General features: G+C 37.2%; 15 protein-coding genes. 7 read left to right on the forward strand and 8 right to left on the reverse strand.

The features are described from left to right. Positions 1-41 precede the first annotated feature (41 nt). The gene (locus M0G43_RS02035) at positions 42-1,916 is read right to left on the reverse strand and encodes a T9SS type B sorting domain-containing protein (protein ID WP_248023114.1); all 1,875 of its coding nucleotides are present in this window, start codon (positions 1,914-1,916) and stop codon (positions 42-44) included. A 122-nt stretch (positions 1,917-2,038) separates the two neighbouring features. On the opposite strand from M0G43_RS02035, the gene M0G43_RS02040 reads away from it, so the two are divergent. Genes M0G43_RS02040 through M0G43_RS02055 form a run of 4 tightly spaced genes read left to right on the forward strand, consistent with a single transcriptional unit; the run spans position 2,039 to position 5,923 of the window. Beyond that, positions 2,039-2,761, forward strand: a complete 723-nt coding sequence (locus M0G43_RS02040) for a YqjF family protein (protein ID WP_248023115.1) — start codon at positions 2,039-2,041, stop codon at positions 2,759-2,761. Next, positions 2,758-3,093 (forward strand): antibiotic biosynthesis monooxygenase family protein, encoded by a 336-nt coding sequence (locus M0G43_RS02045; RefSeq protein ID WP_248023116.1) that lies wholly within the window; start codon positions 2,758-2,760, stop codon positions 3,091-3,093. Before M0G43_RS02040 ends, M0G43_RS02045 begins: the two co-directional genes overlap by 4 nt. Then, a complete protein-coding gene (pbpC, locus tag M0G43_RS02050) occupies positions 3,090-5,441 on the forward strand; it encodes a penicillin-binding protein 1C (RefSeq protein ID WP_248023120.1) in 2,352 nt (783 codons plus the stop codon). The genes M0G43_RS02045 and pbpC overlap by 4 nt, the downstream gene beginning before the upstream one ends. A 44-nt stretch (positions 5,442-5,485) precedes the next feature. Further along, the gene (locus M0G43_RS02055; RefSeq protein ID WP_248023121.1) at positions 5,486-5,923 is read left to right on the forward strand and encodes a hypothetical protein; all 438 of its coding nucleotides are present in this window, start codon (positions 5,486-5,488) and stop codon (positions 5,921-5,923) included. 73 nt (positions 5,924-5,996) lie between these two features. Here M0G43_RS02055 and M0G43_RS02060 read toward each other — a convergent pair whose 3' ends face one another. Further along, positions 5,997-7,058 (reverse strand): endonuclease/exonuclease/phosphatase family protein, encoded by a 1,062-nt coding sequence (locus M0G43_RS02060; RefSeq protein ID WP_248023122.1) that lies wholly within the window; start codon positions 7,056-7,058, stop codon positions 5,997-5,999. A gap of 138 nt (positions 7,059-7,196) precedes the next feature. Between M0G43_RS02060 and M0G43_RS02065 the strand changes: the two genes are divergently transcribed. Both M0G43_RS02065 and M0G43_RS02070 read left to right on the forward strand, forming a co-directional pair. Continuing rightward, positions 7,197-9,983, forward strand: a complete 2,787-nt coding sequence (locus M0G43_RS02065) for a TonB-dependent receptor (RefSeq protein ID WP_248023125.1) — start codon at positions 7,197-7,199, stop codon at positions 9,981-9,983. 36 nt (positions 9,984-10,019) lie between these two features. Beyond that, positions 10,020-11,420: a DUF5689 domain-containing protein gene (locus M0G43_RS02070; RefSeq protein ID WP_248023127.1), complete on the forward strand. Its 1,401-nt coding sequence runs from the start codon at positions 10,020-10,022 to the stop codon at positions 11,418-11,420. A 505-nt stretch (positions 11,421-11,925) separates the two neighbouring features. On the opposite strand, the gene M0G43_RS02075 is transcribed toward M0G43_RS02070, so the two are convergent. The 4 genes from M0G43_RS02075 to M0G43_RS02090 form a co-directional block, all read right to left on the reverse strand. Further along, complete coding sequence (locus M0G43_RS02075) at positions 11,926-13,848, reverse strand: OmpA family protein (RefSeq protein ID WP_248023129.1); 1,923 nt, start codon at positions 13,846-13,848, stop codon at positions 11,926-11,928. Between the two features lie 19 nt (positions 13,849-13,867). Continuing rightward, positions 13,868-14,770, reverse strand: coding sequence for a type IX secretion system membrane protein PorP/SprF (locus M0G43_RS02080; RefSeq protein WP_248023132.1), 903 nt, complete (start codon positions 14,768-14,770; stop codon positions 13,868-13,870). A gap of 32 nt (positions 14,771-14,802) precedes the next feature. Next, a complete protein-coding gene (locus M0G43_RS02085) occupies positions 14,803-20,253 on the reverse strand; it encodes a gliding motility-associated C-terminal domain-containing protein (protein ID WP_248023135.1) in 5,451 nt (1,816 codons plus the stop codon). Positions 20,254-20,485: 232 nt separating this feature from the next. Further along, positions 20,486-21,442 carry an endonuclease/exonuclease/phosphatase family protein gene (locus tag M0G43_RS02090; protein WP_248023790.1) on the reverse strand — a complete coding sequence of 319 codons (957 nt, stop codon included), beginning with the start codon at positions 21,440-21,442 and terminating at the stop codon, positions 20,486-20,488. Between the two features lie 76 nt (positions 21,443-21,518). Between M0G43_RS02090 and hflX the strand changes: the two genes are divergently transcribed. Next, entirely contained in the window at positions 21,519-22,733 is a 1,215-nt protein-coding gene (gene hflX / locus M0G43_RS02095; protein ID WP_248023146.1) for a GTPase HflX, read from the forward strand. A 52-nt stretch (positions 22,734-22,785) separates the two neighbouring features. On the opposite strand, the gene M0G43_RS02100 is transcribed toward hflX, so the two are convergent. After that, positions 22,786-23,730: a DUF3078 domain-containing protein gene (locus M0G43_RS02100; protein ID WP_248023148.1), complete on the reverse strand. Its 945-nt coding sequence runs from the start codon at positions 23,728-23,730 to the stop codon at positions 22,786-22,788. Positions 23,731-23,809: 79 nt separating this feature from the next. After that, positions 23,810-24,316 carry a DUF2480 family protein gene (locus tag M0G43_RS02105; RefSeq protein ID WP_248023149.1) on the reverse strand — a complete coding sequence of 169 codons (507 nt, stop codon included), beginning with the start codon at positions 24,314-24,316 and terminating at the stop codon, positions 23,810-23,812. Positions 24,317-24,334 lie beyond the last annotated feature (18 nt).

Genomic DNA, 24,334 nt, shown 5'->3' on the forward strand with positions numbered 1-24,334 from the left:
TTTTCAAGGGAAGGCGATTGAAGGAGGAGATTCTTTGGATATTATCTCTTAAGCGAAAAATGCCCTTTCAACTGATGCCCATTAATGGTGATAACATACCAATAATCTGATGAAGGTAATGGTTTGCCTTTAAAGGTACCATCCCAGTAGAAGGGTTGATTTTTAGACGTTACTAATAATCTTCCCATTCGGTCAAAAATGTAAACTTCAGATTGGTTGTAATGTTCAATGCCTTTCAAAATGAAAAGCTCGTTTTCATCATCACCATTTGGTGTGAAGAATTTTGGAATCACAAAATGCAAAAACTCTTGGGTTACCTCACCGCAACCATTTCGTTCTTTGACATAAACAGTATACAAACCGCCTTCGGTATTGAAGAAAATATTACTTAATTGATAATTTACACCATCCAATGAATATTCAAAATCTCCTATATTTTGGGTATTTACAATGATATCACTTCCATCGGAAACAATTGAAGTGATGATAGGCCTGTCAATCTGTGTGACTGTGACTGTTTTTGTGACAGAACAACCACTTCCATTGGTGACGATTACGGTGTAAATTCCAGGAGCATCCACAGTGGTTTGGGAAATAGCATCGCCTGTACTCCACAAATAAGTGTTGTTAGGCGAATTGGCGTACAATGTTTTTGTTTCGCCTTCACAAATAAAGGTAGATTCATCTTCAACAATGGGTATCGGCAGAAAGTTCACCGTTACAGATGTTCTTGAATTCGAAATGCAGTCGCCAACTTCAGAAACAGCCTCTGCATAATAAGTACCTGCAATTTCAGTTTCAAACGTTGAACTATTTTCCAATAAAAGATTTCCTCCATTGAGAGCATCATACCAATTGACAGTTACAACAGTAGGGACAGAAACAGAAAGAATTTCGCTCTGACCTCCACAATTTTCAATATCACCATCAGAAACTGGCGCAGCAGGTTGCGGCACAATTTGAATCTCAAAGACATCAGACAACGAACTGCACAACGGATTTGCCAAATTCACGGCATCTTCCGCAACTTTCACACGATAATATCTAGTCGACGTCAAAGCTGGAGTTGTAAAATTCTGATTGGTTTCACCAGGAATATCAGCCCAATTCACATTATCAGTACTTTCTTGCCATTGGTAAGCGTGAGTGTTATAAATTGAAAAATCGGGAATTGCCGATAATTGTGTTTGAATGGGTGTATTCTGTTCGCAGGCAATAATGGTGTTGTTTGTGTTGATATCTTCAATCGCAATGTTGTCACCACAAGTTTTGAAAATAATGTCATCAATAGCCAAATCATTACCACAGCCACCATTTGCGTTGTTTCTCATTTTCAGAATTACTGCTGTTTGGGCAGGTAAAGTTTGGAACGTCAATCCATATTGTTGCCAATTGGCCGAATTTGTATTTGGAATGACTCCAGTATCACCTGACGCCAATAAGGTAGTGTCGGTTATATCCCAAATTTCAAACTTTACATTTATGGGAATTCCTGACCCTCCACATCCTGATGACGGAAGCAAATTCACCAACCACGCAGAAAACTCATAGGAAGTGTTTTCACATAAACCTGTAATATTTCTTCTGAAAAATTCACCAGCAGTAAAATCAGCGTTCACGACAAACATCTTTCCATTGGTATCATTTGGTGTATGGTCAGGTGTATTGTGCCAATCAAAATAATTGCTTGTACTGGATATGGTATATTGACCATCATTGGGAGAACCTGAACCAACATATTGATAGGTTGTTGTTCCTGGAGCTAACTCTGGTCCATCCATTGTACCAGTTCCAAAAGTTTCAATAAAAATTGGGTCGCCAGAATTACCTGTGCAGAAACCAAGTTGAGCATAAGCGGAATTATGTATTCCGAAAATGATGGGCGTAAAAAGAGCGATTTTTAATAGGGATTTCACGTTTTAAAAATACATAAACTGACATTAAAATTCTTTCAATATATTATATTAGTAGAAAGATTAACAGAATGAGGCAAGCGCAAACGTTTTCGTTTCAATAGTCTTTGAAGAATATTCATAAAATGAGAGCTTCAGAAATCTTAAATATTACCCATCATCGCGATTTTGAATGTCCGAAAAGAGCTTGGAAATTCTATCAGGAATGGAACAAAGCCATTTTTTTGCATTGGGAACTAGAGCCAGAGATTGTTGATCCATTGATTCCAAAAAGTGTTTCATTGGATACCATTGATGGAAAAGCTTGGGTAAGTCTGGTAGCTTTTGATATGAACCATATTGGTATAAGAAGTCTTCCAAAATTGCCTCATATTTCAGATTTTCACGAAATAAATATTCGCACCTATATAAAATGTAAAAACAAACCAAGCGTTTACTTTTTGAGTATGGAGGGAAGCAAGCGCTCTTCGTGTAATATTTTGAAAGCTATCTCAAAATTTCCGTATGTACATTCAAAAATGAAGCGAAACGACTTTAGTTATAAATCTAAAAATTCAATACATAATAACTCCTTTGAAATGGTTTACAGAACCAAAATGAAACCTGCTCAAAAGAACAAAACCGACCGTTGGCTAACCGAACGTTATGCTGTTTTTCAAGAACACCGAAATAAATTGATTGAGTATGACGTGCATCACGTGGAATGGCCTTTGGAACAAATTGATTTGAAAGAATTGAAGATTGATTATCCAAAATTCAATCACCTCATCAACAATCAACCTGATAAAGCACATTATTCTGAAGGCGTGAAAGTGCTGACTTGGGATAAACGAAAACATCTTTTATGAATTCTTCTTTTGAACCGTATTATGCCGTTATTTTTACATCAACCAGAACCGAAGGCGACAATGGTTATTCAGAAATGGCAGTATTGATGGAAGAATTAGCAAAACAACAAGAAGGCTTTTTGGGAATTGAAAGTGCCAGAAATGACATTTCGACTGCGCCCAATTCGGGCCTCGGAATTACTGTAAGTTATTGGAAAAGTTTGGAATCTATCAAACAATGGAAACAACAAACCGACCACCTCATCGCGCAAAGAAAGGGAAAAACAGATTGGTACAGTTGGTACAAAGTTCGAATCTGTAGAGTGGAACGAGCGTATGAATTTTCAAAGTGAATCGATTCATCAACTACATAAAACGCCACAAAATCAAATCTGCCATCATTTTCATACTCTTGGTGGTGTATTATTTTTGTTTGCCAAGGCAATTGTTCAAAGACCCAACAGCAACAGTGATTACAAGCGACAGAAACGAGCTGCTTGGCGCAATGATTGCCAAAGATGGTCAATGGCGTTTTCCTCACAACGACAGTATTCCAGAGAAATTCAAAACGTGTATTATTCAGTTTGAAGATGAATATTTTTACAAACATCCAGGTTTTAATCCAGTTTCAATCTTTAAAGCAATTCAGGAGAACATCAAATCCAATGATGTCAAACGTGGCGGAAGTACGTTGACACAACAAGTCATTCGGCTATCGAGAAAAAATCAATCGCGCACGTATTTCGAAAAAATAAAGGAAATCATTCTTGCCACTCGACTGGAATTTCGAGCATCCAAAGAAAAAATTCTTTCTTATTACAGCAGCAATGCACCTTTTGGTGGCAATGTGGTTGGTTTGGATGCGGCATCTTGGCGTTATTTCAATCGTGATGCAAATGACCTTTCTTGGGCTGAAAGTGCCACGCTTGCTGTATTACCCAATGCACCAAGTTTGATTTATCCTGGAAAAAACCAAGAAACACTTTTGAACAAACGCAATCGACTACTTCAGAAATTGCTTCAAAATAACATCATCGATTCCTTGACTTACGACTTGTCCATTGCCGAAGAATTACCGCAAAAACCTTACGCACTTCCACAAATTGCGCCTCATTTATTACAAAAAGTGGCGCTTACCAATACTGGCGAACACATCAAAACCAGCTTGAAAAAATCATTGCAAGAACAAACCAATCGAATCGTTTCTAACCACTACAACCTTTTGAAACAGAACGAAATACATAACATCGCTGTTTTAGTTCTCGATGTCAACACTCGAAAGGTTTTGGCGTATGTTGGCAATTCTCCAACAGATAGCGAGCATCAAAAAGATGTGGATGTCATTGACAAGCCCAGAAGTACGGGCAGTATTCTGAAACCCTTCCTTTACGCGGCAATGTTGGACGCTGGCGATATTTTACCCAATACGTTGGTGGCTGATGTTCCTACACAGTTTGGTAGTTACAATCCTGAAAATTACGACCAAGGTTATGATGGCGCTGTGCCTGCAAGCCGAGCCTTATCGCGTTCGTTGAATGTGCCTGCTGTTAGGATGTTGCAGGAATTTGGACTTGACCGTTTTCATCATTACTTGGAAGCCTTAAAATTGAAAGATTTGAAGTATAATGCCAATCATTATGGACTTTCGCTGATTTTGGGTGGTGCAGAAAGTAATCTTTGGGATTTGTGCAAAAGTTACGCTGCATTATCCTCAACCTTGAATCATTTCAATGAAAGCTCAAGTGAATATTTTTCTAATGAGTTTGTTGAACCAACTTATTTGGAAGATGGATATGTTGATTTTGGAAGAAAAAGTTCAGAGAAGTCCTTGTTTGATGCTGGTTCCATCTATCTCACTTATGAAAGTTTGAAAGATGTCAATCGTCCTGAAGGAGACGACAATTGGGAATTTTATGATAGTTCGAAGCAAATTGCCTGGAAAACGGGAACAAGTTTTGGATTTCGTGATGCTTGGGCCATTGGCACAACGAAAGATTATGTAGTTGGTGTTTGGGTAGGAAATGCCGATGGTGAAGGTCGTCCAGGCTTGGTGGGAGTTCAAACAGCAGCTCCAATTCTGTTTGATGTTTTCGATTTGCTTCCGAATAGCGATTGGTTTGCCAAACCTTTTGATGAAATGCAAGAGGTTTCCATTTGCAAAAAAAGCGGGTATCGTGCATCTCCAACCTGTGATGATATTGAGCAAAAATATGTCCAAGTGAGTGGTTTGAAAACAGCGCCTTGTCCTTTTCATAAATTAGTGCATTTGGATAAAAATGAACAGTTTCAAGTGAATTCTTCGTGTGAAGATATTAGCACAATGGTTCATAAATCTTGGTTCGTACTCCCACCTTTGATGGAATATTATTACAAGGCAAAAAATCCATTTTATAAATCGCTGCCAAGATTTCGTGAGGATTGTTTGGGAGAAAATGCTGTCACCATTCAATTTATTTATCCCAATGATAACAATGTTATTTTCCTTCCGAAGGATTTCAACGGCAAACCAAATGACCTCATTTTGAAAGTTGCACATTCAAAACCTGAATCGTTGGTGTATTGGTATTTAGATAGTACATTTCTCGGCACCACAAAAGACATTCACGAATTTGCGATGCAACCAACCTATGGTAAACACCTTCTGACTGTTGTTGATGAATTTGGTAATGAAGCAAAACGCTGGATTGAGATTTCGCAATAAAAATTCACTATTTTTGTCTACTAACCTTTATACAATTTCAGACTATGTATCAAACTATTCAAATTTTACACTCGTATTGGGCTTATTTAGTCCTATTGATATTGGTTTTGGCAACCTTCAATGCGCTTTTTAAGTTTTTTGGCAATAAGGAATTTCACGCCAAAGATTTTAGAATTTCCCTTTTTGCATTGATTGTAACGCACATTCAGTTGCTATTAGGTTTGATACTTTATTTTGTATCACCTTTCGGTTTCAAAAACATCAGCGCAAACGGAATGGGTGGATTGGATTCGTTTTCTAGACTGTTGGCGGTGGAGCATCCTTTTGTAGGTATTTTGGCTGTTGTATGCATTACGATTGGTTATTCAAAACATAAAAAGAAATTGACCTCAAAACCAAAATTCAAAATGCTGGCAATTTTTTACACGATTGGATTGCTGTCAGTATTATCTAGAATTCCTTGGAGTAATTGGTTGAATTAATATACAGATTATCATAAACTGAAAAAGCCCAAATTTTAAAATTTGGGCTTTTTTATGTGTAATCTCAAGGGTTTTATTCCTTTACTTCTTTAATGACATAAACATACACCGGAAAGTGGTCACTGAATCCGTCTGAAAAACCACCATCAGACCAGCTTCTGAATGGATAACCCTTCCATCGACCTCTTTTGGTAGTCAAATAATACTTATTGTAAATATTTGCTTTATAAAGTTGGTAACCCGAATAATCTTTTTCTATCAATGGTTTGGTCACAAGAATTTGATCAAACAAACTCCAAGCATCTCGATATGCAGTGGTTCCCAATCCTCTTTTATAATAGTTTTCATAAGGATTATAAATACCTTTTATCTCGACGTCATCCTGATCTGCTTTCGCCTTCAACTCCTTTTTTACACTATCATTAGTTGGGTCATCATTTAAATCTCCCATTGTGAAAATCTTGGCATAAGGATCAATAACTTGAAGTGAATCAATAATATGCTTATTCAATTTAGCAGCTGCCACACGTTTAGAGCGACTTCTAGCTTCTCCACCACTTCTAGATGGCCAGTGATTGACGATCACGTGAATGACCTCTCCGTCTAATTTTCCTGTAACCAATAACTGATCTCTCGTGTAAACACGCTCTCTAGTTTGATCATCATAGATTTTTAATTCGTGCGAGCTTGTACTGATTGGAACAAACAATGACTTTTGATATATTAAAGCTACATCAATACCACGGGCATCTGGCGAATCGTAGTGTACAATGCCATAATCTTTACCAATCAACAAAGGATCGTTAACGACATCAACCAATACATCACGATTTTCAATTTCAGAAACTCCTAAAATAGCAGGTGTATCGTGGGCTTCCTCTGCTCCAATATCAGCAATAACTCTTGCCATGTTGTGCACTTTCTTTTTATAAGCAGCCTCTCTTCCTGTATTCATTTCCATGATTGGACTGGCCTCGTCAAACTTATTTACGTCATTAATGGTATCAAAAAGGTTTTCAAGATTGTAAAAAGCAATCGTTCTAATTTTAAACTTTTTGACTTCCTTTTCTTGAGAAAAAGCACTGAAAGTCAATGAGATACATGCTAGAACAATAAGAGTTTTTAATGATTTCATAAATGCTATATTATATTTTTGTTATGATGTTTACAAAATTTGCGCCAAAAGTATGTAATTATTATAAATAATGTAAATTTGCACGCTTTAAATAACTATTATTTAATGCTATAAATACTATTAACTTTAAAATTAGGCATGAAAAAAAGTTTTTTTATTTTCTTATTCGGAATTTTTTCATTGGCTGCGACTGTTGCGCAGACGGTTGTAAAAGGTAGTGTCCTTGATGCTGCATCTGACGAACCAATTCCAAGTGTAACAATTACCATTGAAGGTACAGAGTTCTCTACCGAGACTGATGCAAATGGTGAGTTCAGCTTTACAAGTAATGTACCTTTAGGAGAACAGGTTTTGGTTGTTGAAAAGCTGGGATACATCACAAAACGTTATCCTATCATTGTGAATGAAGGTAAAACTGTTGATATTTCAGGAATGATGTTGGATATTGACGTCACCGAAAGTGAAGATTTATTCCTCGTAACTTTAACCGACGATGAATTAAATGATGATACAGGTGGCGCTGACAACATCTCTGGATTGTTACAATCGTCTCAAGATGTATTTCAAAATACTGCGGCTTTTGAATTCAGTTCGTCATTCTTTAATATTAAAGGTCTTAATTCTGAAAACGGGACTGTATTGATCAATGGTATTGAAATGAACAAATTATTCGATGGTAGACCTCAATGGAGTGATTGGGGCGGATTGAACGATGTCGTAAGAAATCAAGAATTAGCCATTGGTTTATCACCTTCAAATTATAGCTTTGGTGGTGTATTAGGTACAACCAATATTAATACTAGAGCTTCTCAATATAGAAAAGGTGGTCGTATCACTTACTCTTCTTCAGACAGAAGTTATACTAATAGAGTGATAGCAAGCTATGCTACTGGGATGATGAATGGTGGATGGTCTGTAACGGCTGCTGTAGGAAGAAGATGGGGTGATGAAGGTTTCCAAGAGGCTACTTTTTATGATGCGAATTCATTCTTTCTTTCAGTTGAAAAGAAATTAAGCGAAAAACACAGCATCAACTTTACCTCGATTTATGCTCCGAATAGAAGAGGTAAATCATCTCCAAATACACAAGAAGTATACGATTTAAAAGGAATTGAATACAACGAATATTGGGGTTGGCAAGATGGTGAAAAGAGAAATTCACGAGTTAAAGAAGTGAATGAGCCTATCTTGATGTTGAATCATTATTGGGACATCAGCCCAAGAACGACTTTGAACACAAACGTTGCTTACCAATTTGGTAAAATTGGAAATAGCCGTTTGGATTTTCCAGGAGGCGCAAACCCTAGCCCTACATACTATCAAAAACTTCCAAGTTATTTCTTGGCAGATCCAGATGGACCAGACTTTGCAGGTGCTTACGAAGCGGAGCAAGAATTCCTTACAAACGGTCAGTTAGACTGGAACAGAATGTATGATGCGAACATTACCAACAATGCTTCAGGATTACCAGCAGCTTTCGTTTTGTACGAAGACCGAAATGACGAGACACAGTTAACTGCTAATACTATTCTGACGTCAGACATTACAGATAACATTACAATCAGTGGTAATATCACATATAACAAGCAAAAATCTGAAAACTTTGCAGAAATCATTGATCTTTTAGGCTCTAATGGTTATTTGAACAATGATTCATTTGACAATATCCCATTTGATTTAAGAAATCCTGATGAGATAGTAGGGGAAGGTGGAAAAATAAGATACAATTACGATTTGTATTCTGACATTATCTCTGGATTTGCTCAAGCACAATTTAAATACAGAAAGATTGACTTTTTTGTTTCAGCAATGGCTTCAAATACCACTTACCAAAGAGATGGTCTCTATGAAAATGCCAACTATCCTGGTGAAGGTCAAGGAGGTTCTTTTGGTAAAGGCCGTGAGTTAAGTTTTTCTGGTTTAGGAGGTAAAGCCGGTTTTACTTATAAAATCAGTGGGAAGCATTTAATAGACGTTAATGCAGCTTACATCACAAAAGCGCCATCTTTAAGAAATACTTACTCAAATTCAAGAGAAAATCACGCTATTGTTAAGAACATTACAGAGGAAAAAATAAACTCCGTTGATGCAAGTTATATCTTCCGTTCATCTAAAATAAAGGCAAAGTTGACAGGTTATTATACTAAAATTGAAGACGCCAACGAAATTTCGTTCTACTATGCAGATGGATTGGTAAGCTACGGTATCGGAAATGAAGATGGAACTACAACTAGTGAAACTTCAGCTTTCGTTCAAGAGATTTTACAAGGCATTGACAAAAGACATATTGGCGGTGAATTCGGAATTGAAGCTCAAGTAACGCCTACTATAAAGTTGAAAGGTGTTGCAGCAGTTGGGCAATACACTTACGATAACAACCCTAATCTTTACCTAACATCATCAGATTTTACAGACCCTAATGGTATTGACCTTGGGCAAGCTAGTTTGAAAGACTATAAATTGTCTGGTGGGCCACAAACAGCCTACTCTGTAGGTTTTGAGTACCGCGACCCTGATTACTGGTGGGTTGGTGCTACAGCTAACTTCTTCGACAACGCATATGTCGACGTCAGTCCATTAACAAGAACCAGAAACTTCTATTCTGATGCCGATGGTTTGCCGTTCAACGATTACGATCCTGAATTAGCAAGACAGTTGCTTAAGCAAGAAAAATTTGATGACTATATGGTAGTTAATCTCGTTGGGGGGAAATCTTGGAAAATCAATGATTACTTTGTAGGTTTCTTTGCCAGTATCAATAACCTTTTTGACGAAGTTTACAAAACGGGTGGATTTGAACAAGGTAGAAACGCAAACTTCCGTGAGTTACGTGATGATGCAAGTAATGATAAGCCGGTATTTGGTTCAAAATATTGGTACGGTCGTGGCACAACTTACTTCCTAAATGTGTATTTTAGATTTTAATAAAAATTAACTGTGAAAAAATATAATATTGTAAATATGAAAACGAACAAAATTTTTAAACTTTTCACGATTATAGCGATGACTTTTGCTATGACTTCGTGTGTACAAGACGATGATTTCTCGGTTCCGACTGAATTAGGAACCGAAGAAAATGCAGGTTTGCGAGCACTTCTGGCCAGTAATGCTTCTGAAGTTACTATAGCTGAATTAAAAGCAATGTATTTAACAGAATCAGATCCTGGAGATAATGCGCCAGTATTTGTTGAAACTGATATTTATGTTAAAGGTTATGTGAGTTCCTCTGACAGAACAGGAAATTTTTATAAAGAAATGTTCTTACAGGATTCTCCTGAAAACCCTACATCGGCAATTAAAGTAATTTTTAATCAAGTAGAGAGCTATAACCAATATAATTTTGGACGTGAGGTTTATATCAATCTTAAAGGTCTTTATGTAGGTGAAGAGCGTTTGGAAAATGAAGTTATTACTATTGGTGGAGGAACAGAGACTGATAATTTTGGTACTACCGTAACTCAAATGACCAATAATCAGCGTGCTGCAAAAATGTTCAGATCAGAAAACACATTCGAAATGGTTCCTTTAAATAAAACATTTGCAGGTGTAAGCTCTGATGATATTGGTTTGTACGTTAAGTTTGATGGTGTACAGTTTGCTGACAACCTAAATGGACTTCGCTACTTCGATCCAATGGAGGACTTCGATACTTCTAGAACGTTACAAACTTGCGCTGGTTTTGGCTATAGCAACTTTATATTGGAAACAAGTTCGTTTGCCTCTTTTGCAAATGAATTATTACCTACTGGAAATGGAAATATTTCTGGAGTTATAACCAAAACTTTTGAAGGAGATGTATTAATCCTTACATTGAATACAACTGAAGATGTAAATATGGATGGACAACGTTGCGAACCATTAAACATTGATGACTTTACAGTGGTATTTGAAGATGGTTTTTCAACTGGCATAAGTAACTGGACTACATTTAATGCATTAGGCGCTCAAGTATGGGGACAAACCAATTTTGGAAACCCTGCACCAAGTGCCTATATGAACGGTTTTCAAAGTGGTGCTCAAAACAATGAAGATTGGTTAATTTCTCCTGCAATTGACTTATCCAGTGTTACAAATACTGTTTTCTTCTTTGAAACGGACAAACGTTATGATGGTAACGATTTAGAAGTTTATTATTCTACCAATTATTCAGGAACAGGAAACCCGAATACAAATGGAACTTGGACTCAATTAGATGCCATCATTGATCCAAATGCTGGCGCCTGGAACACTTGGACTAACTCTGGCACCATAGATATTTCAAGTGCTGACGGTCAAACTGTTTATATCGCTTTTAAATATACGTCTACTACGAGTGCTGCTGCTACTTTTGAATTAGATAACGTTGCGGTATTAGGTTTATAATATCCTTTAAATAATAAAATTTAAGCCTGTTAGATAATTCTAGCAGGCTTTTTTAATCAATAGAGAATTATGAGTTGTTTTGACAGGCTTTATTTCAACATGTTAAATGAATACAAAGCATTATATAAATCCAAAGCAAAATCTATTGCGTACTATTATATTTCCTTTCTTCAAATAAGCTTGCTGTTTCTCTCTGGAATCTGTTTAGCCTTTTTTCTGAATGAAATGAATGTTAGAACAATGAAACAAGATAAAGCGTGGTTTTTATTTATCATTGCAGCATCAGCCCTATTATTTCATAACTCTATAAGATATAGTGGAAAAAAGGGTAAAGTAGTTAAGGCAAACATCTACATTACAAGGGAACGTTCCTACGGAAAGTTTACCTTGTGGCTTATGCCGTTATGTTGTTTAATTTTGGCTGTTTTGATTTACACAAGGCTATAAAAAAATCCTATCAATAGGATAGGATTTTTTTTATTTTAAAGATTAAGTATATTTCCAATTATTCCGTTTGAGAAGCAGGCCCTCCGGAAACAATTTTAAATTCTGACCTACGATTCATTTGATATTGCTCTTCAGTACAGTTAGAACCACAATCTACCTTCGGCATAGTTTCACCTTTACCCGCACCAGAAATTCTGCTTTTGTCAATTCCTTTTGAAATAACATATTGAACAGTAGTTTTCGCTCTTCTATCAGATAATCTCATATTATAAGAGTCAGAACCTCTATTATCAGTGTGAGCGGATACATCAATAACCATATCCGGATATTTGTTCATCACTTGCACCAATTTATCCAATTCAAATGCTGCTTGTGAAGTGATGTTCGATTTGTCAAACTCAAAATAAATTGGCTGCAATTCTACAGCTCCTTCAGCAATAATTTTGTCTATCGGTTCTAAAGATATTTGAACATTTACCTCTTTGTCTTGAGTTCCTTTTACGGTCGTACGTTTACTTTCGAAATCGTCCATGACAACCTCCAACTCGGTGTCTTTGTCACATTCTACAATAAATTCAGCGATTCCTTCCGCACTTGTGGTTTTAGAAACAATTTTATTTCCTTGATCGTCAAAAAGTGTTACGGTTGCTCCATTAATTGGATTTCCTGTTTTATCATCTATCACAGTTGCTGTGACCAGTACATCGCAAAGAGGTTGTAATCTCATGGTGCGATAGATATCATCACTGCCTACACCACCAGCACGATTAGAAGAAATAAACCCTTCACCACTCTCATCATCAATATGGAATGCAAAATCATCGGCATTACTGTTGATTGGGATGCCAACATTACGAATGGGAGCCATTTTCCCGTCGATTTCTTTAGTAAAGAATACGTCAAGGCCTCCCAGACCTAAATGTCCGTTAGAAGAGAAGTAAAGCGTGCCATCATCTCCTATAAATGGAAACATTTCTTGTCCTTCGGTATTTACTTTTTGACCTAGATTAACCGGTTCTCCTACCGTTCCGTCTTCATTGATTGGTGCTTTATAAATATCAAAAAGTCCATATCCACCAGGCATATCAGAAGCGAAATAAAGTGTTTTCCCATCTTTACTCAATGCAGGATTTTTCGCAGAATAATCTTTAGTAATATTTAAAGCTTCTACATTGTCCCACTTGTCACCAAGCGAAGTCGCTTTATACATATGAATAGAACCGAATTTGTTTTTGGTAATAGAGTCTTTAACATATTCTTTCTCGAAGAAACTTTCTCTAGAAAAATACATTGTTTCACCGTCGGGGCTGAATGCGACCACACCTTCATGATAGCTGGTATTGATTTTTCCATCAACAGGTTCTGGAGCTGTATACCCTCCTTCCGAATTTTTTGTGGTAACAAATATATCTAAATATGGCTCATCATTCCATCCGTAATTGCTGCCTGTTACATCCCTTGCAGAAGTGATATAAAGTTTGCCATCTTTGAGGGTCCCACCAAAATCCGAATACTTTGAATTGATATCCATATTCTCTACCCTAAACTTCTTTCCCCTTTCAAGAATTTGAGGAATATAGTTAGGATTATCTCTAAAGGCCATTGCTCTATGATCGTCAGGACGAATATCAGCAAATCTGGCCATCCATTCATTGGACTGAGCATATTTCCCATTGGCTTTTAGCATTTGAGCATACTTATAAACCATTTCTGAATTTGGGGCTGGATTATTTTCTAAAGCTTTATAATAATAAAGTTCAGCCTTTTCTGTATTGAATACATTATAATATGATTCTGCCAACTGTGCATAAACGTAGTTGTCGGCTTTTCCGTCTTCTACAAGTTTTTCATAATCTTTCGCTGCTTCAACAAATTCAAGTTGATTGAAATGTTTATCAGCTTTTTTTGTGTCTTTATTTTGAGCAATTAAGCTGAAACTACTCAAAATTGTGAGGGTAATTAATAAGTTAATTTTTTTCATGTTTGTTTAGCTTAACTGGTTAAAAATATCTTGGTGAACGAGAGATCTTTTTGGCAAAATTCAAATCAAATAACAAAATGAATTCATGAGAGGCTGGTGCGTATCTCTTAATGTCAGAAGTAACGCTATCATATGCATATCCCACTCTTATGTTTGGTGTAATTGCAAAATTTACCAACCCAGAAAAAGAATCATCTAATCTGTAAGAGGCACCTATTTCAAACTTCTCAAAAAACAAAGCATTTAAGTTCACATCAAATGACGTAGGTGCTGTAAACGCAGATTTAACTAAAAATGATGGTTTCAACTTGGTGTTTTCAGAAAGTTGAAATACATAACCTCCTGTCAAAAAATAGTGACTTGTTTCTGTGCCATACTCTGTACCCTCTGCATCTAACTTCACTGAACTTAAGATATTTGGTACTGAAAAAGCCAAATAGTAATTATTTGTATAATAAAAAACTCCTGCTCCAATATTGGGCGTTACACCAGAAACATCATTGAAATAAGGGTCATTTGGATCTATTAAATCAAGATCAGCCAATCCTAAATCATGAAATGTAGCACCAGCTTTAATACCAAAGGCTAAACGATGTTCGCCTGCAAGTCTCAAAGTATATGATACGTCTGCATAGGTATTGGTTTCTCTTACAGGACCAATTTCATCAGTAATGACAGATAATCCTACTCCTATTTTATCACTAACGGGCATATGTCCGAAGAAAGTACCCGTTTTAGGGGCACCATCTAAACCTGTCCATTGTGTACGATATAATAAACCGAACGATAAGTTCTCTTTAGAACCTGCATACGCCGGATTCATAACATTCATGTTATACATGTACTGCGTATATTGAGGGTCTTGTTGCCCTTGCGTTTTTATGGCAATGAGCAATATTAAAATGATAATTAGTTTTTTCATATTAATTAATTAGTTGTATATCGATTCGTTTTTTATTTGTTTAAATATACCCAAGCACTCATTTGCTTCGCTCCTCCTTCGTAAACCATCACGTAAAAATAAGTACCTACAGGCAATTCATCTCCGCTATTGGTTTGTCCATGCCATTCATTTGTATAATTATCTTTAGAATAAACAAGTGTTCCGAGTCTATTGAAAATTTCAATACGCTTTACATTAAAACTACTTAAGTCGAACGTGTCGTTTTTACCGTCACCGTCTGGTGAAATCCCTTGTGGAATGATGCAATTTTCAAGCTCAATTACTTCTTGAGATGTAGAGTTTTTACAACCAGTTTCATTAAATGTCACTTCAATAGTGTAAGTACCAGCAACCAAAACAGGCAATGTCAATCCTGTCTCACCTGGTATTTCTCCTCCGTCTTGATACCAAACTACACTAACATCTGCAGTTGAATAATTTTGGGGTGTTGCGGTAATGACAATTGGAACGGTAGCGTTTGGACAAACCTCATAATCAAAATCAGTGGTAAACGTTGTCATCGGCAACTCACCGGCAACCAAATTAAAACTGGTCAGAGCATAACATCCAGTCACTGAATCAACCACTCTGACGTAAATAGTAGTTAAGGTTGTTTCATAATCAAAAGGAGAAATAGCGCCCGTCCCTGCGTCGGCATCAGCCATTGAAGTGTAATAAGTAAGTACCAGACCAGTCTGACCGCCTGTGATAATATTTTCATTTACAGTAAGGTCATATTCGGCAATTCCATTATCATCGGTATCACAACCTGCCACATCAGGTGAGGCATTGGCAGTTGGAATAGGTGTTACAATTAAATCGAAATCAATCAAAGCATAGCAGTTGGTAGCGTTTACATTATCTACTCGTGCCCAAATGGTTTGAGGATTCGTAATGTTTGTGTATGGCGATGTCAAAGCACCAGTGCCAGCCATAGCGTCAGCTTGAGACAAATAATATGTGACCGCATAGTCTGTAGAGCTCTGGCCATTTAGAATATTCACATCGTTGTCGGTTAATACAAATGACTCAAAACCGTCACCTGATGGATCATCACAAATCTCCATATCGGCTGAAGTCGCTGTAGGAGTGGCACCTGTAATCACTAAATCAAAAGTTGTCCTAGCAACACATGCTGTAGCATTCGCGTCCTCGACTCTAACGTAAATGGTTTGTGGATTAGCAATGTTAGTGTATGGTGATGTTAAAGCTCCAACACCGTTTATAGCATCTGCCAACGTAGCGTGATACGTTACGTTGTATAAAGAAGCATCTTGTCCGCCCAATACTCCTGCAGTTTGAGATTCCAAATCAAATTCTTCAACACCATCTCCAGAAACATCGTCACAAGTAACAATGTCAGGAACCGCATTAGCAACAGGCTCTGTACCTAAAGTAATGGTTACCGTATCATCTGCATATACGTCGCATTGGGAATCATACACAATAACTGTATAGGTGTTTGTTTCAGTAACAGTTAGAGTTGGTCCAGTTTCTCCTTCGATTACAAATCCGTCTGCATACCACTCGTAAGTGTCGGCAAAAGGAGAGTCCGCAGTCAGAACGACTGAACTAACTCCACATTGAGCTTGATCACCACCTAAATCCACCTGTATTTCAGCAACTGTTGAACCAGCACCAGGTCCTGAATTAGTTTGAGTTATTGTAATATTTCCAGATTGATTAGAGAAGTTGGTAACCAATAGGACATATATTTCACCGGTTTGAGCATTTGGTATAGTTAAATTTTCAATAAATGCTGGGTCATAACTACAATCTACGATATTTCCAAAAGGATAAAAGTTTGGATTTGAAGTATTATTTGGACAGGTAGGGCAATCAACCTCTAGGCCCAAACTACAAAAGTCAGTGTCAGTATCAAAAGGTCCCCATAATACAAAATCCACATCCAAACCTGCAGGAGGACTTGCATTATTGTATTGACTAATCTCTATTTCTATCAAACCTGGATCACCCACTTGAATTATATTCCATGATGGGTTAGGTGCCGTCCCCAAACAAGCTATCGAGCTATTGTTAGGGAAACCAATTATATTAGGTCCTGTTGAGGAGCCTCCAGCACTACAGAAATTTGCAGCTTGCTCACACACTGTGTTTTCAGGTGCAGGTTGTATGCAAAGATCAAATGTACTTGATTCCGGAACGCTTCCGCCAGAAAAAACTCTAATGTAATAGGTTGAACCTATAGTCAAGACAGGTGTAAAACTAGAATTATTTGGTGAACAATATAGTTCAGTCAATGAACCACAACTTCCACTGTAAACCGCATGGTCTAAATTAGTAGTTCCTCCCGTAATATTTATTAGAGATATTAACTCTACCTCATGAAGCGCCGTAAACTGAAACCAAACGTCGTCGTCAGGATTTCCTGCACAAGAGCCATTTGGCACGCCAGATGGATTTGCGGCAAGTACTGTCCCAGGTGTTACATTATCACAATTAGCCGCTTGATTAACAACCGCTACGGTTGCGCCTGGACAGTTATCATTAGCAGGAGGACAAGCTGCCACCTGTAAAGGTGAACTGTTAATTACACAATTAACGTCTTGATCGTTTGAAATAGTTATTATAATAGGAGTCGCAAAAGGATACGGTCCCATTTGTACTACACCTGTAGATGTCACAGGAACTCCCGCAGATCCCTGATTATCCGTAACAGTTAATGATGTTGCGTCTCCAAGACTTGTAATATTTACATCAATCAAGAATTGTGGTCCATTATCGCAATCATCTATGATAGTATATGTTGCTGTAGGGTTGATACAAGTCGCGCACGCTACTGTATAGTCAATTCCATCAGGAAAAGAACCACTGGTACAGCTTACAGAAGTATCTGAATCTATTGAGAAGTAAATAGTATCTCCTGTAGATTGGAAAGTCAATCCAGAAATGTCTCCATCATTACCTTCCCCATTATATAGTTCTGTCACACCGTCAGAATCAAGTATGATCAAAAAGTCGAATGGAGCCCCTTCGATCTCTCCAGAATTAATAGTTAAGTTTAACGGAGAGCCATCTGAGCTTGTATATGAAAAAACATTTGGATCACTGTTTTGGTAGCAATAGCTCACAGAAACAGGTCCTACATTACAATTAACCAAAGTATCTAAACAAAATGGTTGTGTTAAAATATTACTTGTTCTAACGCAGTTGGTGTCATCGTCACTAGCTACAGTTATTTGAACATTCGTTGCATTAGGATAAGGTCCAAAAGAAACTAATCCAGTATTATTGATAGTTTGAGGAGCGCTACCTTGATTATCTGTTAAAGTCAATGATGTAGCCGACCCCAAACTTGTTACATCTACATCAACATAGAATTGCGGTCCTGTAAAGCAATCGCTTCTCACAGCATACGTGGCTGTAGGATTGACACATGTAGCACATGTTACGCTAATGTCTATAGGATTGATTGTTGTTGAAGACTGACAGCTAATTGTAAAGTCAGCTTCGACATAAAAAGAAATTGTAGGACCTGTTGATTGAAAATTCAATCCTGTAAGATCTCCAAGATTTCCACCTCCATTATAGAGTTCTGTAACTCCATCAGAATCCAAAACAATAAAATCATCATATGGCTCCCCACCAAAAGTATTCCATTCAACATTTCCAGAATTCACAGTTAAACTCAAAGGTGTAGTTCCATCTAGACTTGTAAATGTGATCATTTGTCCTATACCATCATCAGAATCATAACATGTAACTGAATTGACAGGTCCGGCCGTACAATCAACTGTAAAATCCATTTGGATGGTTGTGGTAAAAGTTAATGGGCCAACCCAATCACTAAATCCATTTGCACCACAATCAGTTCTTATATAAACTTCGTAAGAAGTAGAATAATCCAATCCCGTTTCATTAACTGTAGTAACTGTAAGTGGCGCTCCATTTCCTGAAGGAACTCCTGTTCCCGCTGGTTGAATTACATATTCCCAAGCAGTCCCTGTTCCAGGTGACCAAGAAATATCAGCAGTTGTACCAGCAACATTATTTACAGCTAAACCAGCTGGAATTATGCATGATGGGGCTTCGTCAATACGTACATCATCAATTGCAATATCATCATAAAAATCACTAGCGGTTGTTTCAGAAAATACGAATCGCACCTGAATATCTCCCGTGATAGTCAATCCACTTAAGTCAATAATCTTCAATTCCCATCCAGAAGTATTTGTGTTGTAAACCCCAACATTATTCCAAGCTGCACCATCCCAAACATCCACAGTCAATGTGGAATTGGCGTTACCTTCATTATTACTTATTTCATAAAATGATAATGCTGGAACAGTCAATGTAGAAACATCAACTAACGGGCTCAAAAGTGTTGCCGGCGCATCCGTTCCAGATGAGTCAACCCAAGCGAAATATCCATTAGTAGCTGTTGTACCTGTAATCGTACCGTTGTTACCAATGTGATTACCCGCACCTGTATTGCTGAATCTCCATACTTCACCCCCACTCATGCTCCAGCACAATGGAATTGTGCCAGCGTTTTCAAATCCTTCGGTATATGGTGCTGTATAAGAAACACATTCGGTTACAAAATCTAATGGACCAACCCATGGACTAAACTCTCCACCACAAGAAGATCGAACATAAACCTCATACTGTGTAGCAGGATTTAAACCCATTGCCATATAAGGAGAGTTGTTGGCAGTAGGATCTCCACTGCCAGATGGATTGCCTGTACCATCAGGTTGTACTGCAACCTCCCAGTTAGTTTCTCCACCTCCAGGTGTCCATGATATATTCGCAGAATTTGAGGTTGCACTCACAAAAGTTAATCCTGAAGGTTCAGGGCACGTTACTTCAAATACCGAAATCAAATCGAAAGCAACACCATTATCTACTACAGAGGTATCAGAGCCAAAAGCAAATCTAAAATACACACTACTCTGACCAGCTAAACCAGTTAAAGCGTGTCTGGCAACCACCCATCCATTGGACCCATTACTTGAAGAATTCCTTCCTGTCCATCCAACTTGTTGTCCTCCTGGATTTCCTCCGATAGTGGTATCATTATACCAATTATTTGGATCTCCTGCAGCACCAACATTTTGCCAAGTAGCTCCTCCGTCAATTGAAGACTGCAATACCAATCCATCCCAACTAAATTCAGAATTCCACCAAACGCTGAACTGGATAGAAGGTGCAGATAAAGCTGATAAATCGAATTCAGGGCTCTGCACGAATGAATTATCGCTGTTATTGTAGTTTCCTGAAAGATTGGTGGCCCATGCATTCACTCCAGAAGCCGCACTGTTGATAACACTTGCAGATGGCGTGCCTAAAGCCCATGTGCCATTGGCTCCATTGGTTGCGACCCATCCTCCATCACCAGCTTCAAAATCTTCAGAATATGGATAAGAGGTAATTTGAGCTGTACTATCCCAACTAAAACAGAGAGCCAGTAAAACAATTAGAAAAGTAACTTTTTTCATTTGAATTTTTTAGGTTAATTAAATATTTTAAATTCGATATTTACAAATAATTGATTATAAATACCTTATAGTTAAAATGTGACTAAAAGCGTTTGTTTGTTGAAATCCCAATATCTAAATCGATATTGGATAATTAACCGAAGATAAAAAAATTGCCACTTAACAAAGTATTAACAATGCTATAATAGATGAACGGCAATATTAATCGATGAAAAGGAGCCGTTTTTTTGGGTCAAATTTCTTTATAATTTTCTATTTGAGCATAGACGGGAAAATGGTCGCTAAATCCACCTTTATACTTCTTGCCAACATAAGTACGGTATGGTTGCCCTTTATACTTTCCATCATATTGTGTCAAAAATTTTTCATCAAAAATATCAGACTTAATAACTTTGAATGGCCCTTCGCCTTCCTTTAAAAAATTTGGTGTCAAAAAAATTTGGTCAAACATAATCCATGCAAAATTATGGTTCACGCTTCCTCTACTATACGACCATACTTTTTCTAAAGCATTTATCAAACCTGTCTCTCTTTTGAGACTCAAAACACTGTTGCTATTTGGGTTATCATTAAAATCGCCCAAAACTATTATTTGTGCATCATAATCTCCATTTTTTAAAAAGTTGACGACTTCTATCAATTGTGTTGCTGCAATGACACGCTTAAAATCCGTTTCATCTCTACCTTCGTGCCTTGATGGCCAATGATTAACCAAAATATGAAGTTTTTTCCCGCCAAGATAACCGGTTACCAATAGAATATCGCGTGTATAATCTCTTTTACCAGATTCCTCTTCTATATAAATTGGATAAACTCTTGAGTCCTCAACAGAAAATACATCTTTATTATAAAGCAATGCTACATCAACACCTCTTTCATCTGGTGAATCAAAATGCACAAAATCATAGTTGAAGTTTTTCAAATGCTCACTGTTTATCAAGTCTTGCAAAACCGAATCATTCTCAACCTCTGCCAAACCAATTAAAGCAGGCGGTTTCCCAACTGATTCAAAACCAATTTTGGAAATAACTGAACCAACTTTATAAATTTTAGTGTCATAGCGTTTTTTGGTCCAGTTTTTAGCTGAAACAGGAAGAAAATCGTTATCATTTGTTCTTTCATCAAGAAATACATCAAAAAGATTTTCGACATTGTAAAATGCAATAGTATGTATGTTGTTGTTAGAAATTACATTAGAATTTTAAGTTCTAAAAATAGGGAAACGAGTGCATTCAATTGTGTAACTTTGTCATTTATTTAGGAATATGTTAGAAAAGAAAGATATAGAATTAGAAAAAGCCGTACTTATAGGTGTCGTGACGAAAGAGCAAGATGAAGAAAAATCTAAAGAGTATTTGGATGAATTGGAATTCCTTACATACACTGCTGGTGGTGAAGTACTGAAACGTTTTACCCAAAAAATGGAAATGCCAAATCCAAAGACTTTTATTGGAAGTGGTAAAATGGAAGATGTGAGAAACTACATCCAAGAAAACGAAGTTGGCACTGCCATTTTTGATGATGAATTATCAGCCGCTCAAGAACGTAATATTAGTAAAATATTGAATTGCAAAGTGTTGGACAGAACCAATCTGATTCTCGATATTTTTGCACAACGAGCTCAAACCAGTTATGCGAGAACGCAGGTGGAATTGGCTCAATGCGAATATTTACTGCCACGATTGAAAGGTATGTGGACTCACTTGGAGCGACAAAAAGGTGGTATCGGGATGCGTGGTCCTGGAGAAACGGAAATTGAGACTGATAGACGTATCGTTCGTGATAGAATCGCATTGCTAAAAGACAAAATCAAAACCATTGACAAACAGATGGCTGTGCAGCGTGGTAACCGAGGCCAAATGGTAAGAGTCGCATTGGTGGGCTATACCAATGTGGGAAAATCTACATTGATGAACGTCATTAGCAAAAGTGAGGTTTTTGCCGAAAATAAACTCTTTGCAACTTTAGACACAACGGTGCGCAAAGTCGTCATCGGGAATCTTCCTTTTTTGGTGAGTGATACCGTAGGTTTTATACGAAAGTTGCCAACACAATTGGTGGAATCCTTCAAAAGCACCTTGGACGAAGTGCGAGAAGCCGACCTTTTACTTCACGTAGTTGATATTTCACATTCCAATTTTGAGGAACATATAGATTCTGTCAATAAAATTTTGAGTGAAATTGATTCTATAGACAAACCTACGATTATGGTTTTCAATAAAATTGATGCTTACAAACCGCAACCGTTTGATGAAGATGATTTGGTGGCAACAAAAACCAAACCTAATTACACACTAGAAGAATGGAAACGAACTTGGATGAATAAAGTAGGTAACGATGCTATTTTTATTTCAGCTCTCAACAAAGAAAATCTTGAGGCATTCAAGAAAAGAGTTTATGATGAGGTCAGGAAAATTCACGTGCAGCGATTTCCATACAATCACTTCTTGTATCCAGACTATGAAGAAAACGAAGATTAAAAAAACGCATCCTAATTGGGATGCGTTTTTTGATATAAATTCTTTGAACTGTTTAGAATTTGTAGCTCAAACCAAGTGTATAATAGGTTTGCAGATCGTTATCCACATTATCAAACGTTGGAACTTCTTCAGCAGGCACGGCCATTGGATCAAATTGTCCTAAAGCATAGTTCAAGGCTTCTTGCTTGTTGCTTCTCAACCCGAAGTCAAATCCGACACCAATCATTTTCCACAAAGTATAGCTGAACGAGTTGGTCCAAGTCCAGTTGGACAGGTCTGAACTCTTGTAACTTTGGAATGCAGAAAGATTTGTTTTAAAATTGATGGCGCCGATTTGTCTTGTATAATCAGCAACGATTTTAGCACCAAGAGATGATTCAAAAACCGCATCATTATCAGCAAACACGAAGTTGTAGTTAAGTGGGTGAACAACAACAATCAAATCTTTTACTGGTGTCCAAGTGAAACCAACACCCACATCTAAATAACCAGGATCATTAAAATTATCCAAAAGCGTGGTTCTGTATTCCATTAATGCAGATGCTGCCAATTTATCTGTAATATTTCGACCGTACAAAGACGACAAATTGAAGACATCTGTTGTTGGGTTAAAGCTGTCATCATCCAAATCAGTATCTTTATTATCAAGCTTTACCCAATTAAGATTGGTTGTCAATGAATTTCTCCAGAAATACTTCTCTTGAATTAAATTAGCATACCCATTAAATGTAATTCCAATATTTCCCGATGAATTATTTGGTGCGCCTTGTGAATACCAGTTATTAAAGTTTGAAAGGCTTCCACCGATAACTCCAAAAGCGCCTACACGCCATCCTGGCAAGGCATCAATTTGTGCTTGTAAAGCATTGGCTTCCTTTTGTGCAGCATCTGCTTCAGCTTGTTTTTCTTTCTTTTGAGCTTCAAGTTCTTCTTTTGTCTGCGCGTTTATTGAGAGTGTTCCAATAAATAATGCAAATAAAATTAATGTTTTTCTCATCGTTTTTAAGTTTAATTGAATTATGCAAATATAAGGATTGGACACGTTTTAAAATGAATGTCACATCAGATTTAAAGGATCATTTCCTTTTAAACAATGGCACTGACGAACAAGCTTCACCATACATAATGGATTTCGCACCAGGTCTCAACCTTTCTGACAACAGAATATAGGCATTTGCAGGAACGGGTTTATTGGTACATCCTTTTATAATTAAGGATTTATCTTCAAATTCCGTGATATCCAACCTATTGATAATGTCTTGATAAAGCGATGTTTCCAATTGTTCCAGACTTCCAATGACTACTTTTTTGGCATAAGGCTGCAAATGCATCGTCAAAAGCATAAAAGCCCAAGCTGGTACAATCGCATCAGATGTGCAGGTTAAAGCAACATATGCATTTTCATACTGCGACCAATCGTGGTTAGCGACTTGCTCGCGGAAATCTTTCTCGCGGAGCACCAATCCTTCAAACAACCAATCCTTAATATCAAATACAATTCTGTTGCCCTTCGGATAATAATCTTCAAGGTCAACCACCACCAGTTTGCTGTTCGCTACTCTATTAACGATTTCGTTTTCCATACTATAAAATTAGCGTTT

This window comes from Subsaxibacter sp. CAU 1640 (assembly GCF_023156585.1).
Classification (GTDB): Bacteria; Bacteroidota; Bacteroidia; order Flavobacteriales; family Flavobacteriaceae; genus JBPOFM01.